Annotated in this window: 7 protein-coding genes; 4 read left to right on the top strand and 3 right to left on the bottom strand. The window is 55.3% G+C overall.

The genetic code is table 11. The annotated features are described in order from the left end of the window. Positions 1–39: 39 nt before the first annotated feature. Positions 40–1701 (bottom strand): energy-dependent translational throttle protein EttA, encoded by a 1662-nt coding sequence (ettA, locus tag HUF18_RS10000; protein WP_145469897.1) that lies wholly within the window; start codon positions 1699–1701, stop codon positions 40–42. A 215-nt stretch (positions 1702–1916) separates the two neighbouring features. On the opposite strand from ettA, the gene HUF18_RS09995 reads away from it, so the two are divergent. The 3 genes from HUF18_RS09995 to HUF18_RS09985 all read left to right on the top strand — a co-directional run bounded on the left by HUF18_RS09995 (position 1917) and on the right by HUF18_RS09985 (position 8265). Further along, a complete protein-coding gene (locus tag HUF18_RS09995) occupies positions 1917–6089 on the top strand; it encodes a sensor domain-containing protein (RefSeq protein ID WP_225692096.1) in 4173 nt (1390 codons plus the stop codon). Beyond that, positions 6073–7218 (top strand): DUF3570 domain-containing protein, encoded by a 1146-nt coding sequence (locus HUF18_RS09990; protein WP_225692095.1) that lies wholly within the window; start codon positions 6073–6075, stop codon positions 7216–7218. The genes HUF18_RS09995 and HUF18_RS09990 overlap by 17 nt, the downstream gene beginning before the upstream one ends. A 111-nt stretch (positions 7219–7329) precedes the next feature. Next, positions 7330–8265, top strand: a complete 936-nt coding sequence (locus HUF18_RS09985; RefSeq protein WP_145469900.1) for a sensor domain-containing diguanylate cyclase — start codon at positions 7330–7332, stop codon at positions 8263–8265. An 11-nt stretch (positions 8266–8276) separates the two neighbouring features. On the opposite strand, the gene HUF18_RS09980 is transcribed toward HUF18_RS09985, so the two are convergent. Together HUF18_RS09980 and HUF18_RS09975 are read right to left on the bottom strand one after the other, a co-directional pair. Then, complete coding sequence (locus tag HUF18_RS09980; protein WP_225692094.1) at positions 8277–9590, bottom strand: DUF1501 domain-containing protein; 1314 nt, start codon at positions 9588–9590, stop codon at positions 8277–8279. Beyond that, a complete protein-coding gene (locus HUF18_RS09975; RefSeq protein WP_225692093.1) occupies positions 9583–11994 on the bottom strand; it encodes a DUF1588 domain-containing protein in 2412 nt (803 codons plus the stop codon). The genes HUF18_RS09980 and HUF18_RS09975 overlap by 8 nt, the downstream gene beginning before the upstream one ends. Before the next feature lie 268 nt (positions 11995–12262). On the opposite strand from HUF18_RS09975, the gene glyA reads away from it, so the two are divergent. Continuing rightward, complete coding sequence (gene glyA / locus HUF18_RS09970) at positions 12263–13525, top strand: serine hydroxymethyltransferase (RefSeq protein ID WP_145469903.1); 1263 nt, start codon at positions 12263–12265, stop codon at positions 13523–13525. Positions 13526–13736: the final 211 nt, after the last annotated feature.

Below are 13736 nucleotides of genomic sequence, written 5' to 3'. Positions count from 1 at the left end.
GAAGCCAGATGCTGACAGCAGCTGGCTTCCGGCAACGATTTACGCCAGACGCTTGTACTTCATACGCTTAGGCGCGGCATCGTTACCCAGACGCTTCTTACGGTCGGCTTCATACTCGGTGTAGTTACCTTCAAAGAAAGTTACTTTGGAGTCGCCTTCGTAAGCCAGAATATGGGTGGCAATACGGTCGAGGAACCAGCGATCGTGGGAAACCACCATCACTGCACCCGGGAAGGCCAGTACCGCTTCTTCCAGCGCACGCAGGGTTTCTACGTCGAGGTCGTTGGACGGTTCGTCCAGCAGCAACACGTTGGCGCCCTGCTTCAGGGTATAGGCCAGCTGCAGACGACCACGCTCACCACCGGACAGTTCACCAACACGCTTCTGCTGATCGCCGCCTTTGAAGTTAAAGCGGCCGATGTAAGAGCGGCTTGGGTAGTCTTTACCGTTAATGTTGATCATATCCAGACCGTCGGAAATGGATTCCCATACGGTTTTCTTGTCGTCCAGTTCATCACGCAGCTGTTCAACAAAGGCCAGCTTCACGGTTTCACCGATCACCACTGAGCCGGAATCCGGCTGTTCAGTACCGGCAATCATGCGGAACAGGGTCGATTTACCGGCACCGTTACCACCGATAATGCCGACGATGGCACCCGGCGGTACGGTAAAGCTCAGGTCATCGATCAGCACCCGGTCGCCATAGGCTTTGGTAACGTTATGGAATTCAATCACCTTATCGCCCAGACGCGGGCCGGGTGGAATGTAGATTTCGTTGGTTTCGTTACGGGTCTGGAATTCGCGAGAGTTCATTTCCTCAAACGCAGCCAGACGCGCCTTGCTCTTCGCCTGACGGCCCTTAGCCCCCTGACGAACCCACTCCAGCTCATGTTTGATGGCTTTGGAGTGTGCTTCTTCCTGTTTCTTTTCCTGCTCTAAGCGTTTTTCTTTCGCTTCCAGCCAGGTGGTGTAATTGCCCTGATACGGAATGCCGTGGCCACGGTCCAGTTCCAGAATCCATTCCGCACAGTTATCGAGGAAGTAACGGTCGTGGGTAATGGCCACCACGGTGCCCGGATACTCTTCCAGGAACTGCTCCAGCCAGCCCACGGATTCGGCATCCAGGTGGTTGGTGGGTTCGTCTAATAACAGCATATCCGGCTTGGACATCAGCAGACGGCACAATGCCACGCGGCGGCGCTCACCACCGGACAGTTTGGTCACATCGGCGTCCCAGGGTGGCAGACGCAGCGCATCGGCGGCGACTTCCATATGGCGCTCCATATCATGACCACCAGCCGCTTCAATAAAGGCTTCCAGCTGCCCCTGTTTTTTCGCCAGCGCATCGAAGTCGGCATCCGGCTCGGCGTAAGCGGCATACACGGCATCCAGTGCTGCGCGGGCATCAATCAGCTCACGCAGGCCATCTTCGACGTTACCTTTAACGTCTTTGGCCGGATCAAGCTCCGGTTCCTGCGGCAGGTAGCCGATTTTCAGATCAGGTTGCGGACGTGCCTCACCGATAATGTCGGTATCCAGACCTGCCATAATTTTCAGCAGGGTGGATTTACCGGAACCATTCAGACCCAGCACGCCGATTTTGGCGCCAGGAAAGAACGAAAGGGAAATATCACGCAGAATCTGGCGTTTGGGCGGAACAATCTTGCCCAGACGGTTCATGGTGAATACATACTGTGCCATGGAAAAATACCTCGTATCAGATGGCGGCAAAGCTACTGAAAAGCGTCGCCAATGGCAACATAACAGGCCGTTCTCCGGGCTTTTTCTGCCTGTACACGCGATTTGCTGCGGGCAAAGTCACAGAAATGTCATCAGCGCCATATTAAGTCGCCTATCCCACCTTAAGCTGTCTATACTTCGGCCATGATGATTAATAAAGATAAGATTCATTAACCATGCTGTTTCGCCTGTTACAGCGGGCCGGCCAGGACGACCTGCGCCGTTCAACGCTGATTAACTTCCCGCTGTTTCTGCTCAGTTTTGTCTTTCTGGCACTGGTGTTGGCCGGTAACGGCTATCGTCAGTGGCACCATGATCAGCAGGCATTCAGTAAAGAAGTGGCGCTGACGCTGGAAAACTACGTCCAGCAATCCGGGCTGCTGGCACAGGCCGGTCTGGCCGCAAACACCATGTTCAGCCATGGCTATGCCGCTTTGCTGGAACAGTCGGCCAGTGGCAACGAAGCGGCTGCCGTCCGGCTCTGGCAAGAGATGAAGCAATCCTTCTTCAACCTGACCGGCTTTGTGCTGTTTGATGATGATGGCCATTATCTGATGCATCAGGGCGCGCCGCTGCACGCCGATGAAACCCGCGACATCTATGCCAATATTCAGAGTCTGGGTGGCGAAAAAGGCATGTTTTCCCTGCGCTATGGTGGCAAAGGCGGCTATTACTTTTACACCCGTTTTCAGGCCCCCAGCGGCCATCACTATATGTTTGTCAGTCGCCGTTCCTACAGCAAGCTGTCGAGCATTATTTACAATGGCGAATTTCCCGGCTTCGAGATGTTGCTGCTGGATACCCGCGATAATTCCATTGGTATCCGTGAACACTACTACGCCGACTCATCCCATCAGCCCAGGCTGACTAAAACCGAAGAACAACAGATTCTGTACCGTACCAACATCCCCTTCACTCACTGGGATGTTATTGCCCTGCCGGTTGCTAAAGACGCCCGGGCCCAGTTATGGAGCCGCATTCATCCTCCTCTGGTGGTACTGGCAACTTTCTCGGTGCTGGCCGGCATACTGTGGATATTCCTGCGCCGTCAGGAGCGCCGTGCCGCCGAGCTGGAAATTATCCGCCGTCAGACCGAACAACGCGCCGACCGGGTGCTGATGTCAATCGATGATGCCCTGATCTCCACCGATGCTTTTGGCCTGATCAACTACGTTAACCCCAAAGGGGCTGCACTGCTGATTGAGAACGGCCAGCGCGACTTTATTGGCGAAAGTCTGGCTGATGTCTGGCCTGACAAACAGGCGCTCTGGAACCGTGGCCTGACCGCCGATGAACTGGAGCTGTTGCAGGATAACGGCCGCCAGCTGACCGTCCGCATTGGTGAAGAACAGCGCATTCTTGAGCAGGGATATAACCCGCTGTACGAAGGCCGGCGCATTACCGGCATCGTCTGGCTGCTGCGCGATATTACCGATGCCGTACATGCCACCAGCGCGCTGGAAGAAAGCCGTTCACGCTATAAAGCCCTGTTTGAAGAAGCCGGCGTTGCCCATTGTCTGCTGGATATCTCTCACTTTGATGGTCAGCTGGAAAGCGTCCGTCTGGTGAATATCAATGATGCCGCCGTGCGCATGACCAAAGCCCGCGACCGCCAGCAACTGCTGCAGGATTACAGCCACTTACTGGTACAGGGCAGCCGCGAACTGCGCTCTGCTCTGCAACGTGCGGTTGATCTGAAACTGAACACCACCGAATTTGAATTACCGCTGCGCATCTTCAGCGGCGAGCAGCGTGATTTCTGGGTCAACCTCAGCCTGCGCTCCGGCACTCCGGGTCAGGCCCTGATGACCGTTCTGGATGTCACCGAACGCAAAAAAGCCAACGAAAAAACCCGTGAGCGTGAAGCCTTCTGGTCAAAGGTGATGGCCGCCATGCCGGATCTGGTTTACGTCGTAGAGCTGACTCCGGAACTCACTCATAAAGTCATTTACCACAACCGCACAATCGGTGAAGTGCTGGGTTATCCGCCCGATCTGCAACTTGAAGCTGACGACTGGATTCGTTATGCCGAACCGGAAGAAGAAAGCCAGCTGGCTATTGCTCTGAATAAAAACCGCACGCTGGAAATGGGCACTACGCGCGAAGCTACCGCCCGTTTCCGCCACTACGACGGCAGCCTGCGAATTCTCAAATTCCGTGATACCCCGTTCGCACTGGATAAAAACGGTAAAGTTGTACGCTATATCGGTACCGCCCGCGACGTAACCGGCGATATTGAGAAACAGGAACGCATTGTCGAATCCGAACGCCGCTACCGCCTGCTGGCAGAAAATATGAGCGACGTTATCTGGGCCACCGATATTGATCTGAATTTTAATTTCGTCAGCTCGTCGGTAGAACGTATTCTTGGTTATAAACCGGATGAATTATTACGTGAAGGCGTCGGTGCTATTTTTAAACGCCGGGATATCCGTACCCTGTTCCGGGCCATGCACCACGAGATACAACAGGCATTGCTCGATCCGGCCAATGCCCAATCGCGTAATGTGATGATCCGTAAAGACGCAGTCGCTACCAGCAAAAATGGTAAAGAGATTTTACTCGAGTTGCAGGCCAGCCCGTTATGGAATGACAAAGGTGAACTGCAGGGCATGCTCGGCATCTCGCGTGATGTCGGCGAAGCACGCAAAATCGAGCGCGAATTACAGTTAGCGGGGGAAGTATTTGCCAACAGTAACGAAGCCATCTTAATTACCGACCGTACGCTGAACATTGCCAATATCAACCGCGCTTTCAGTTCCATTACCGGTTACAAAAATGAAGAAGTCATCGGCCGCACACCGGATTTTCTTATTTCACCGGAACGCCATGGCATCACCTTCTTTGAAGAAATCGGCGAAGCTCTGGTTACTGAAGGCTACTGGCAGGGCGAGATTTTTTATCAGCGAGCCAGCGGAGAAATACGTACCGGCTGGGCCGGCGTCAGTGCGATCCGCGACCACGACCATGAAGTTCAGAGTCTGATTATTATTATGTCTGACATCACCGAACGTAAGGTGATTGAAGAACGCATCCATAAGCTGGCTTATTTCGATCCGCTCACCGGCCTGCCCAACCGCAGCCAGATGCATGAACGTCTGGACGTATTACTGAAAACCGCCGCACGCCATGATCAGTGTGTTGCACTGTTATTTATCGACCTCGACCGTTTTAAACCGATTAATGACTCTATGGGACACCCGGCCGGTGATCAGGTATTAAAACAGGTCGCTCAACGCCTGCGGAACTGCACCAAGAAGCAGGATCTGGTCTGCCGCATCGGTGGGGATGAATTTACGGTTGCCCTTGGCGAGCAGACGGATAACGAAAAAGCAGCAGATACCGCCGTTAAAGTGGCCGAGCGCATTCTGCATGCATTAAACCGTCCTTATATTCTTGGTCAGCGCGAAGTCTTTATCAGCGCCAGCATTGGTATTTCTATTTATCCGCATGATGGCGTCAGTGTTATTGAACTGCTGAAAAACTCCGATATGGCGATGTATCACGCCAAAGATCTGGGACGTGACAACGTGCAGTTCTTTAACGAAAAAATGAATCAGAAAGCGGTGGAGTTGCTGGAGCTGGAAAACGATCTGCGCCATGCCTTAAACCGCAACGAACTGGAGCTTTATTACCAGCCGCAATACCAGTCGGGCACAGGAACGGCCGTCGCTGCCGAAGCTTTATTACGCTGGAATCATCCGACCAAGGGACTTATATCCCCCGGATTATTTATTCCCATTATTGAAGATACCGGCCTGATTGTTCCTATCGGCCAGTGGGTGCTGGAACAGGCTTGTCAGCATTTCTCAGACTGGCAGAAAAACGGACTGGAACTGCAACGCATCGCCGTCAACGTTTCCGCCCGCCAGTTTAAACAGGACGATTTCCTGCAGATTGTGAAAGATGCAATTTTCAAAGCCGGTATACGCCCCGACCAGCTGGAACTGGAGCTGACCGAAAGTATCCTGATCGATGATATTGAACACACGCTGGAAGCACTCGATGGTTTACGCAAACTCGGCGTACGCACAGCTATCGACGATTTCGGTACCGGCTATTCTTCACTGAATTACCTGAAGCAGTTCCCGGTCGATACCCTGAAAATTGACCGCAGTTTTATTCAGAATTTACCCGACAACTCCGATGATGCTCAGATTACCCGCACTATTATTGCCATGGCGCACAACCTGGGTATGGGCATTATTGCCGAAGGGGTAGAAACCCGTGAGCAACTGGATTTTTTAATTTCTGCCCGCTGTGAAGAGGTTCAGGGTTTCCTGTTCAGTAAACCGCTTCCCCAACAACAATTCCTGCAACTACTGCAACCTTATGAAACCCAGAGCTAAAAGCGCACTTCTGGCTCTGGCCGCAGTGGCACCTGTTCATGCACTTGCACCGCCACAGGAAGCACAGCTGCAATACCGCGTGAGCCAGTATCAGGAAAACGATATGCCTGCTAACCGGGTGGCCAGCGGTTCCACAGAACGCTATCAGATTTCTGTGCAGCAACTGCAATGGCAAACCCCCGTCGCCGGCCAGTGGCTGCTGAATATGCAGGGCAGCTACGAAACGCTGAGCGGTGCCTCACCTCTGCAGACCTTTGAAAACAGCAGCGGTCAGAGCGAAGTGATCATGAGCGGCGCCTCCATCGACGAAAGCAGACAGGATGCACAACTGCAGCTGACCCGTTATTTCAGCAACAGCACGCTCGGTGGCGGACTCTATTATTCCAGCGAAAATGACTATCAGGCGCTGGCCTGGAATCTGGCCGGCAGCCTTGAGCTCTGGTCAGGAATGACGACCCTCAATGCCGGTATCAGCCAGTCTGATGACCGCCTGAACCCCAGCGACAGCAGCCTCTCGGTCAACCGCCAACTGGCGGATGACCAGAGCCGAAAGCGTCAGGAAGGTTATCTGGGCATCAGCCAGATTCTGAATAAATACGAACTGCTGCAACTGACCCTGGGCTACAGTCAGAGCAGCGGCTATTTATCCGACCCATACCGCAATATCGATCTGCGCCCGGATAACCGCGATGCCCAGACCCTGAGCCTGATGTACCGGTTTTTTATGAAGCCCTGGGATGGTGCGGCTCACTGGAATTACCGCTTTTATCACGACAGCTGGGGCGTGGATTCCCACACGCTGGAGCTGCGCTGGTATCAGAACCTCGGACGCTATTGGCGCGCCACGCTGGGCAGCCGCCTTTACCGCCAGCAGGCCGCTGACTTCTACTCTCTGGCCAGTACCGCCAGTGGCAATGCGCAAAGTAATGATGCGCGTTTATCCGCTTACGGCGCCATAACCCTTGAACTGGGTGTAGACCTGCTCTGGTCTCAGGCACTGCAATTCAGCATCAGCGGACAGAATTACCGCAGCCGTGAATCCTGGGGACCGGATGGCAGCAAAGCGCCTGAAGCACCGGCACTGGTGAATTATCAGCTGCTCAGTGCCGGTATTCTTTACCGTTACTAAGGGCCTGGCCTGCTACATCTGTCACGGAACAAATAAACGCCAGACATTACTGGCTGTCAGCCGTTGTCTATACTGCTCTCCAGCGCCTGCAAACACGCAGAGGTCTGCTCTATGAACAGCCAGATCAACGACCTTCTTTACCGCCTGCTGGATGAAACACCCAACGCTTTTGGTGTCTTCGACAGCAACAATCAACTGCTCTACTGCAACGCCAATATGGCTAATGTGTTCGGTCTCAGCCGTCAGCAGGCCACGGGACTGACGCACCGGGAGCTGATGCGTAATGCCTACAACAACGGCCTTGGCGTCCGTACAGACAGCGAAGACTTCGAACAGTGGATCAGCGATGTGGAAAGCCGCCAGCGTCTGGACCCGGTTCGCACTTTTGAATCCGACCTGTTCAATGGTGAGTGGCTGAAAATTACCCAGGTCACCATCGATGATCATCTGGTCCTTATCGGCACCAATATCACCGAGCTGAAAGATACCGAAGCGCGCCTGCGCACCGCACTGGAAGAACTCAACGACGTCGCCAATACCGATGTGCTGACCAGCGTCGCCAACCGTCGCCACTTTTTTGCCCGCGCCGGAGAAGAACTGGCGCGCGCCCAGCGCTATCAGCATCCGCTGTGCCTGATGTTGCTCGACATTGACTACTTCAAACAGGTAAACGACCAGTTTGGCCATCACGCCGGCGATCAGGTGCTGCAGTTTTTTGCCCGTTTCTATGAAAGCGGCCTGCGTAAAATCGACTTTTTTGCCCGGCTGGGCGGTGAGGAGTTTGTAGTTCTGCTGCCGGAAACCCGCCTGCCCGACGCCATGAATCTGGGTAACCGCCTGCGCGAACAGCTAACCCGGCAAAGCATTTACACCATGCCGGAAGAGCAGCAGCTGCGCATCACAGTCTCGGCTGGTATCAGTCAGTTTGAAGGTAGCGGTGATTCGGTTCAGACCTTACTGAGCCGCGCCGACGAAGCCTTATACCGCGCCAAAGCCCACGGTCGTAACTGCTGCGAGGCAGCCGCCCCCTGGCCAGCTGTCGGTTAAACCTGCCGTCGTCAGAGCAGACCAAACAGATTGACCGACTCCGCATTCAGCGGAAAACGCTGGCTCAGCTCGTGCCCGGCAATTCCCGCCAGCTCGCGCATTGCCTGCTGTATATGCTTGGGCTGCAGCAAAATGCCGTTGCTGTCCGGAGCCAGTGTTTGGGCATTAACGGTCTGAGCTTCATGCGTGGCAGTGGTTAAGCCGACACTGCGGTTTGCCCAGCTGGCATTCTTACTCATAAAAATCGTGCTGCCGATTGGCCAGTGGTCTTTACCATTACCGTCGTTATAGCCCGGTGTACGGGCAAAGTCAGAGCTGATCATCACCACCAGCTTATCGTCGATACCCAGCCGCCCGGCTTCCGCCCAGAGGTATTCCACACCATTCTGCAGACGCATCAGTGCCGCCGCATGATCAGCATCGTGATTAGCGTGAGTATCAAACCCCCAGGCCACCAGATCGGTGCTGACACATAACCCCGACTGATACGCCGCCAGTGCAATCTGCGCCTGGCGTAACAAGGGGTTCCAGTAACCATCGGCATCGGTGTAATCGACCAGCGTCTGGGGCACGTACTGCGCCAGCAACTCCAGCAATTGCTGGCCATCTTTGGCCGCCGCAAACTGATTCAGCGCCGCCTGCATTCGCGACGCCATATGCGGCTGTGCGGCCTGCAACCGCGCCAGACGTTCCGCACGGTGGCGGTTGATGATGTCGCGTGTGCTCTGACGATGAAAATACTTTGCCGCATCCCAACCGCTGCCGCCGTCGAGAAACTGATCCTGATACACCAGCTTATTAAGCGCACCGGGGTCCTGCATCAGGGTGTAATTAATAATGCCTGCCGTCTGGTTGTAACCGCCATTACTGAGATATGCCAGCGGCAGTCCGGCGCCATACACCGCCGCTGCCAGCGCCGCAAACGACGGATAACCTTCCGCCAGCCGGCCACTCCAGTTGTAACGCTGGCCGGCCTGATGCGCGTTGGTCTGGGCATCAATACCGTTGACCACCAGCATGTGGGGATGCAGGTTGCTGAAGAAGCGCTGATTGTGGGCAAAGGGCGCATAGGTAACAGAGCTGCCGCTGATGGTTTGCACGCCCTGAGTACTGGCCCAGTGATTGATCGCCGGATTGGCTTTCGGATCGCAGAAACTGGTGACATCCCAGCCGCCGCCAGCCTCGATACTGACAAAAAACGGGCCGCTGTAAGGCGTGAAATTACCCTCTGCCGCACGCGCGCGCAGTGACACCGGAAGACCGGCAGCCAGACCGGAAGCAACCAGCAACTGCAGGAAACGGCGGCGATTCATCCCATTATTCATAAAGCATCCTGAAATCACTGAGCAGATACGTCAGCACAGCCATCCAGCTGCGCAGGGTGTGGTTCGGGTCCTGTTTCAGGGCCGCATCGTTGTCCCAGTCGAGCAGACAGAACTCGTCCTGCTGATCATCGCTGGTGTCGTTGTGGTAAAGCCAGTCGCTGGGCGCATTGGCCACCCGCTCGCTCCAGACTTCGTTAAACAGGTTGTAGGTACTGTTCTGCTCCACCGCCAGATCGGTCAGCGGATCGCCCCAGATCACCTCAATCAGCCGGTTAACCTGCGCCTGTACCTGTGCCGGAGCGTTGGCCGGGGTATCGGTCATCTCCACCAGCGTAAACAGTGTGCGCTGTGCTTTAGGTAATTCAAATTCGGCCACCACCCGCTGGCACACCATTTCCTGCGACATACGACCGGCCACGGCATACATCAGGGTGTTCAGGCTTTGCCCGCGCTGCACCACGGTATCGCTGTCGATGCCGCCATACAGGCCATAATAATCCCGCGCCAGCAGGTCATAGTTTTCATCCCAGGTGTGATGCCAGAGGCCACCACTCACCGCCTGAATCTTACGGCTCAGCTGCTCAGCACTGAGCAACTGACCGGCGCCCATATCACCGTAATACGCCGTTGCCGGTGCATGCGAGGCGCGGAACACCGGGCTCATTGCCATATCGGCCAGCAGATCTTTCAGCTGATAGCCGCCGCTGCGGAAGGCAGTCGCCAGTTCACCAAGCATGCGCTGCTGTTCGCTGTAACGGGCCAGCTTGTCGGCGTAATCAACGTCGCTCGGTTCGGTTGGTTGCGGCAACAACTCACGCCCAAAGACCGCCGGCCACCAGAAGGCGACCGTACCTGAAGCAAAGCGCTCATCGGCCACCATCTGCTGCGCCAGCCACTGCAGGCTGTTGTCGTTACTGGCTGTCGGCAGTGTCTGCCCGGCAAAGCCCGGTGCGCGCATATCGCGGTACCAGAGATCACCCTGCTGATAGAGACTGCCGGCTTTGTAGGTGTCCGGCAGTGAGTCATCACCATCCCAGGCATCACGGTAATGGCCGTTGTCGCCATAGTTCTGAAAGGCTCCGGCCACCGGGTCCATCATTTCGTGGCAGACCGCGCAGGATGGGTTATTCAGCGTCGGGTTGTTGGTATCCGCCAGATCAGCCGGGTCCATAGAGCGCAGCGCCAGCCCTTCGATATCCACATTCAGGAAAAAGTAATACGCCCAACGCGCCCGCGCGCGGTTGCGGTTGGTATCGGTTGAGGGATAACGCGCCAGAAACATCTGTGAGCTGAGCAGACCGGCCTGGGGCAATGGCCCACCGGCATAGCCATCGATAATCTGTGCCGGGCGCCAGTCGTCCGGATCATTGGCATCCGGGAAACTGATACCGGTGTGATACACGTCGTTGGAAAATGGGTTCACCATCAGATAGGTGGCGGTCAGCACTTCGCTGTAGGGGCGGTCGTGGGTGACGACATAATTAATCAGCTGTAGCGGTGCGGTGGCCACGGCCCTGTTGGTATTGGCCCAGGCAAAACCAAAGGCTTCATTGGCGGCCTGACGCTGTTCATCAGTGGTGGCATCGTTGATCGCCTGCTGCAGCGGTGCCAGACGGGATTCGATATAGGTGAAGCGTCCGCCTTCATACAGCAGATCCAGCCCCGGCGTGCGGTTGTTGGCGAATTTATTGGTGAGTAAGCGGTCATTCGCGCTTTCCATCAGGAAATTACTGAAGTGCTCACCGCTCATTAAGTAGCGGATCGCATTGCGCAGGCTGACTTCGGTACCATCAGCAATCGAAGCCTGCTCTGCGGCTGTTGGCAGGCGTCCGGCAAACAGCAGTGCCGCCTTACGCAGTGTGGCGTTGTTATCCAGCAAGACGGCCTCGTCCCAGAACGCCGACAGACTGACACTGCCATCGCTGCCATCACCGTCACTGCAGCTGGCAACCGGGCCGGCCAGCCAGCCCTGCAGCGCCTGATGAGCGGCCGACCCCGCAGCAAACACACGCCCGCCACCGTGCACGACCTGCGCCAGTGGCTTGGCTTCTATATTGGCCAGACCAGACTCAGAGGCGATGTAAGTATTTACTGCGCTGAGATTATCAGCCAGATAAGAGCTCACGGAGGCGGGCTTCAGCACCAGTCCGGACTCTGCCGCAATGCCACCAGTCTGGTGGCACTGCATACAGGATGGCGCCAGTACGGGCGCCCATAATTCAGCATTGAAACGTTCCAGCTCAGCCGCACAGGCCGCAGCCCCATTACCATCTGTCGGAGTTTTATCCGGGGTATTGTTCTGTGGATTGCTGTCGCTGACCAGTTCGCCGGCGTATTCATTACCGGGACCGGAGCAGGCGCTCAGCAGCCAACAAAGCAGAATCAGGGGGAAACCAGCACGCATCAGAGATGTACCATGATCAGTGAAGCCTTGAGTATGGAGCAGCCGCGAAGCTTTTCCGTTAAACGATGTAATAAGTTGTTGTAACCGCGTTGTTAGCGCGTTGTTAGCGCGTTTTTCTGACCATATGGTCACATTTTTCCTTCCTCAGATGAGCGCAGTTCACGCCGATAATGACACCTTCTCAAGTGCCAGACGGCGCAGTTTGCGCTAGAATGCCGCCCTTCTGATTTTAACCCCCTTTTCTACCACCCTGTGTGAGGAAGCTCTGATGTTTAGCCGTGATATGAACATAGCGGATTTTGACCCGGAACTGTGGTCAGCGATGAAAGCCGAAGATGCCCGTCAGGAGCATCACATTGAGCTGATCGCCTCCGAAAACTACACCAGCCCACGGGTAATGGAAGCTCAGGGCTCCCAGCTGACCAACAAGTACGCAGAAGGTTATCCGGGCAAGCGTTACTACGGTGGTTGTGAGCACGTTGATGTGATCGAACAACTGGCCATCGACCGCGCCAAAGAACTGTTCGGTGCAGGCTACGCTAACGTACAGCCACACTCCGGTTCTCAGGCCAACGCGGCGGTTTACTTCGCCCTGTGTCAGCCTGGCGATACCATTCTGGGTATGAGCCTGGCACACGGTGGTCACCTGACTCACGGTGCATCTGTATCTTTCTCGGGCCGCGTTTATAACGCTGTTCAGTACGGTCTGAACCCGGAAACCGGCGAAATCGATTACGCCGAAGTTGAGCGTCTGGCGCGTGAACACAAGCCAAAAATGATCGTTGCCGGCTTCTCTGCTTACAGCCGCGTGGTTGATTGGGCGCGTTTCCGCACCATCGCCGACGAAGTGGGCGCTTACCTGTTCGTTGATATGGCCCACGTTGCCGGTCTGATCGCCGCTGGCGTTTACCCGTCTCCCGTTGGCATTGCCGACGTGGTAACCACCACCACTCACAAAACCCTGCGCGGTCCGCGTGGTGGTCTGATTCTGGCCAACGAAGACGAAGAGCTGAACAAGAAGCTGAACTTCGCGGTATTCCCTGAATCCCAGGGCGGCCCGCTGATGCACGTTATCGCTGCCAAAGCTGTGTGCTTCAAAGAAGCGATGTCTGACGAGTACAAAGCCTATCAGGCGCAGGTAGTTAAGAACGCTCAGGCCATGGCCAAAACCTTTATCGAACGCGGTATCAATGTGGTATCCGGTGGCACCGATGACCACCTGTTCCTGGTTGACCTGATCGGTAAAGAGTACACAGGTAAAGACGCTGACGCCGCTCTGGGTCGCGCCAACATCACTGTGAACAAAAACTCAGTACCGAACGACCCACGCTCTCCGTTCGTAACCTCTGGTCTGCGTATCGGTTCTCCGGCCATCACCAGCCGCGGCTTCAAAGAAGCTCAGGCAACGGAACTGGCTGGCTGGATCTGTGATGTACTGAACGGTCTGGAAAACGGCAACTCCGACGCCGTTGAAGCCGAAGTAAAAGCCAAGGTTGTTGCCCTGTGCGAACAGTTCCCGGTGTACAAATAAGCCCCGACTGATACTTCCGCTGTAAACAAACCGCCCGGTGCCTGCGCCCGGCGGTTTTTTTATTCTGCCGTTATGCCTCTTCTGCCCTGAGTACGGGGTGCCATATGTGACTTTTATAAAACAAAACCGCTCTTTACCGACAACAGAAACGGCACGGGTAACAGCCTGACCTAAGCTTAAAGTACGAATTCAGATTACGAGACATCCATGC

The organism is Thalassolituus sp. ST750PaO-4 (assembly GCF_020320405.1).
Classification (GTDB): Bacteria; Pseudomonadota; Gammaproteobacteria; order Pseudomonadales; family Oceanobacteraceae; genus Venatoribacter; species Venatoribacter alkanivorans.
The sequence above is the reverse complement of the archived record's forward strand: the minus strand, read 5'-3'. Positions and strand labels throughout refer to the sequence as shown.

Bases quoted from the DNA above. Each gene is read 5' to 3' on its own strand.
- HUF18_RS09995 (WP_225692096.1), top strand. From the start codon at position 1,917: ATGCTGTTTCGCCTGTTACAGCGGGCCGGCCAGGACGACCTGCGCCGT.
- ettA (WP_145469897.1), bottom strand. From the start codon at position 1,701: ATGGCACAGTATGTATTCACCATGAACCGTCTGGGCAAGATTGTTCCG.
- HUF18_RS09985 (WP_145469900.1), top strand. From the start codon at position 7,330: ATGAACAGCCAGATCAACGACCTTCTTTACCGCCTGCTGGATGAAACA.
- HUF18_RS09975 (WP_225692093.1), bottom strand. From the start codon at position 11,994: ATGCGTGCTGGTTTCCCCCTGATTCTGCTTTGTTGGCTGCTGAGCGCC.
- HUF18_RS09980 (WP_225692094.1), bottom strand. From the start codon at position 9,590: ATGAATAATGGGATGAATCGCCGCCGTTTCCTGCAGTTGCTGGTTGCT.
- HUF18_RS09990 (WP_225692095.1), top strand. From the start codon at position 6,073: ATGAAACCCAGAGCTAAAAGCGCACTTCTGGCTCTGGCCGCAGTGGCA.
- glyA (WP_145469903.1), top strand. From the start codon at position 12,263: ATGTTTAGCCGTGATATGAACATAGCGGATTTTGACCCGGAACTGTGG.